Raw genomic sequence first — 3,572 nt, 5'->3', positions numbered from 1 at the left:
TGGTCCAGGGTGCAGAAGGAGTGCACCCGCACATTGGTAAAGAGCACCGAGTTGAGCACAAACGACCCGCTGACGATGGTCCCGCCCGAGAACATGGAGTTGATGGTCATGCCATGCTGACCATTGCGATCCTGCACGAACTTGGCCGGTGGCGTCAGGGTCTGGCTGGTCCAGATGGGCCAGTTCTGATCGTAGATATCGAGCTCAGGCAGCACGGAGGCAAGATCCATGTTCGCTTCCCAGAAGGAGTCCAGCGTACCTACATCACGCCAGTAGGGCTTTTGCCCCTCGCGCGCCCCGACACAGGACATGTTGAAGGGGTGAGCAAATGCCATCCCCTCCTCCACGATGCGGGGGATCACATCCATCCCGAAGTCGTGTTTGGAGTCCTGATTGTGAATATCCTCCTCCAGCAGTTGGTAGAGGTACTCCGCCTCGAAGATATAGATCCCCATGGAGGCCAGCGAGCGATCTTCGCAACCCGGCATGGCGGGCGGATTGGCCGGTTTTTCGACGAAGGCGCGGATCTTGCGCTGCTCGTCGATATCCATGATCCCGAAGGCGGATGCCTCGGCCCGCGGCACCTCGATACAAGCCACAGTCACCTTGGCGCCAAGGCGCACATGGTCGAGCAGCATGGCAGCGTAATCCATCTTGTAGATGTGATCCCCCGCCAGCACCACCAGGTATTTGGGGCCGTAGTCACGGATGATATCGACGTTCTGATAGATGGCATCGGCGGTACCGCGATACCAGTGCACCTCGTCCACCCGTTGCTGGGCAGGGAGCAGGTCGATGAATTCGTTCATCTGGTAACGCAGGAAGGACCAGCCCGATTGCAGGTGACGCAGCAGGCTGTGAGATTTGTATTGGGTGACTACACCAACGCGGCGGATCCCCGAGTTGATACAGTTGGAGAGCACAAAATCAATGATCCGGAATTTGCCACCGAAATGGACGGCAGGCTTGGCGCGGTTGTCAGTCAACTGCTTCAGGCGACTACCACGTCCACCCGCCAGCACCAGTGCCATACTCTGGTTCAATAATTGTCGTGCTTTGGCACTATTTTCGGGCTCTAACAACATGATTTACCTCTGCCTTGTTTGATCTATTTTCAACTCATCTTCGCCTGTTTCGGCACCTGTGAAAGTGGTTTCACTCACATTTAACCGATCTCAATTGACCCTTTTCACCGAGTTGCGAGGAATAGCATGCTTTGCTCCGCCAGCTTGGTTAAAATTCCCCCACAAAGCAGCCACTTCAAGGATGACAAGATGGTTCACAAGCTCGGACGTACCCTCTTTCTGATCGCCACCATAGTGACCATACCCCTGCTGCTCCTGCAAGCAGTTTGGTTGGCCCTTCAAAGCACACCGCTCACTTTGGCCATTATTCTGGCCACCACACTGCTTGGCATGATCCTGTTGTTGATGCTGGCCATCCGCACCATGGATGGCATGCTCCAGCATCAGGAGCTCACCTGGATCAAGGCGATCAGAGGGCGGGATCCCTCACAACTCGATGAGCCCGCCTCCCAGGAGGTGCTGCAACAGCTGCTGGAGCAGTTCGAAAGTGCCGAGCAGAGCGCTCATCGCCAGCTGACCGAGCTCAGCAACCTGGCCACCACCGACGAGCTGACCCAGCTACTCAACCGCCACGCGTTTCGCCGCGACATGACCGAGTTGCTGCAGCGGGATCAGGATACCCAGACCGCGACCCTGGTGCTGATCCGTGCCACCGAGCTTGGCAAGATCAACGCCCAGCGCGGCTTCCAGTCTGGCGATGCCTACATCAAGGACATGGCCGCCCTCATCAAACGGGTGGTAAGCCGCTTCCCGGGCAATCAGGTCTACCGCATCTCGGGGGCCGATTTTGCCGTGCTGGTGCAACCGGTGGCCAATATTCCCCCCCATCTGCTGGGGCAGGATTTGAAGGTGGCCTTCGATCACTATCAGGATCAGCACGAGCTGGAGAGCACCGGTTACTCGGGGCTGACCAAGCTCAGCAGCGGCCAGAAAATTGAAGCCGTGCTGGCCAGAGCGGATCTGGCACTGGCTCGCGCCCAGACTGAAACCATCAACGGCTGGGCCATCCAGCAGGATGACAGCGCTTCCGAGCTGCAGGGGCAACACCACTGGCGCGACGTGCTGACCGAAGTGCTGGCACAGGAGCGACTCAGCTTTACCTACCAGCCGATCCAGCCCCTGCACCGCAGCATGCTGGCTTACAACGAGATCTACACCCGCTTCAGCGGCAATGACGGCACCGCCCTGCCCACCGACACCCTGTTTGCCATGGCCCAGCGGCTGGATATGGTGATGCGGCTGGAGCAGCTGGTTATTACCCACATCATGCGTCAGTACCGGGCCTTTGGTGCCAACCAGAGTCGCTGGGGGATCAACCTCTCCCCCAACCTGCTGCAAAACAGCGCCTTCCTGATCTGGCTTGACCGCCAGTTGCTCAAGGATCCCAATACCAGCGCCAATCTGGTGTTCGAACTGGATGAAGAGCATCTGGAGCGCAATCTGACCGGCGCCAAGCGGGTGTTTGAGCTGCTGCGCCGCAACGGCAGCCGCTCGGCCATCGCCAATTTTGGCAAAGGGATCGGCTCCTTTACCCTGTTTCGCGAGCTCAAGCCCGACTACATCAAGCTGGACCCTGCCCTGATCACCGGGCTGGAGCAGGATCAGACCAACCAGCAATTCGTGCGGATGATCGTCGATGTATCGCATCGGATGGGGTGTCAGGTGATTGCAGAGGGGGTGGAACAGCTTGGCCAGAAACAGCTGCTGCAGGGGATGTACGTGGATGGCTTGCAGGGCTATCTGATCGCCCGGCCGCAACCGCTGCGACCGGATATCAGCCAGCTGGGGCTCTTTACTGAGGATGCTTCAGCTTCAAAAGGGTCAGAATGATGTCATTGAGCTGGCGATAGCGCTCCAGCTCTTTCTGATCGTAACGGGTCGCCAGTGTGGTGGGGTTGTGGCGGTTCTTGAGGTAACGGTTGATTTGCAGGCGATTGAACCCCGCCACCTGATAGACCTGGCCAAGCAAGGTATTGAGTTCATCGTGCTCCAGACCGGCTCTGGCCAGATAGTCCCCATCGGCGGGACTCTCGGTCTGATGGCTCCACTTAGCAATGCGACCGCTCTCTTGCAGATAGCTGAGCCACTGCTCGATATAGAGGGGTTTGCACCCCGCCAACAGGTTGAAAAAGCCCACCGCATCGCAACGACAACCGCTCAGGAGCACAACCGCCAGCTGATCATCATCGCACTGGAAGGTCACTGGTCCGGCTTGCGCCCAATCCAGCGCCTGCACCCGAATGCTGGCCTTCTCACCCGCAGCTCCCGTTACGTCGAATACAAACATGGCGCTCCTCCCTTGGCAAAAGGTTGATGATGGACCATCCCCCTGACAGGTGCAAAGGCAAATCGGCTTTTAACTCATCAATCGGGCCATTCGACCATAAAAAAGGGCTCTGTCCCAATTACGTGTTGAAAGGCTAATCTTGAAGTAGGCCATCACCTTGAGGTCTACCATCATGGATACCCCAGCCTTTCAACACCTGC

Annotated in this window: 3 protein-coding genes; 1 reads left to right on the top strand and 2 read right to left on the bottom strand. The window is 57.7% G+C overall.

What is annotated here, in order from left to right; all coding sequences use genetic code 11:
• On the bottom strand, positions 1-1,085 hold a 1,085-nt coding region (glgC, locus tag AB5Y85_RS01705; RefSeq protein WP_368221081.1), incomplete at its 3' end, for a glucose-1-phosphate adenylyltransferase.
• A gap of 189 nt (positions 1,086-1,274) precedes the next feature.
• On the opposite strand from glgC, the gene AB5Y85_RS01700 reads away from it, so the two are divergent.
• Positions 1,275-2,915: an EAL domain-containing protein gene (locus tag AB5Y85_RS01700; protein WP_108588336.1), complete on the top strand. Its 1,641-nt coding sequence runs from the start codon at positions 1,275-1,277 to the stop codon at positions 2,913-2,915.
• Here the strand turns inward: AB5Y85_RS01700 and AB5Y85_RS01695 are convergent.
• Entirely contained in the window at positions 2,878-3,372 is a 495-nt protein-coding gene (locus AB5Y85_RS01695; RefSeq protein ID WP_064336266.1) for a hypothetical protein, read from the bottom strand. The genes AB5Y85_RS01700 and AB5Y85_RS01695 overlap by 38 nt on opposite strands.
• Positions 3,373-3,572 lie beyond the last annotated feature (200 nt).

The sequence above is a fragment of the Aeromonas sp. R3-1 genome (assembly GCF_040908345.1).
GTDB lineage: Bacteria > Pseudomonadota > Gammaproteobacteria > Enterobacterales > Aeromonadaceae > Aeromonas > Aeromonas veronii.
The sequence above is the reverse complement of the archived record's forward strand: the minus strand, read 5'-3'. Positions and strand labels throughout refer to the sequence as shown.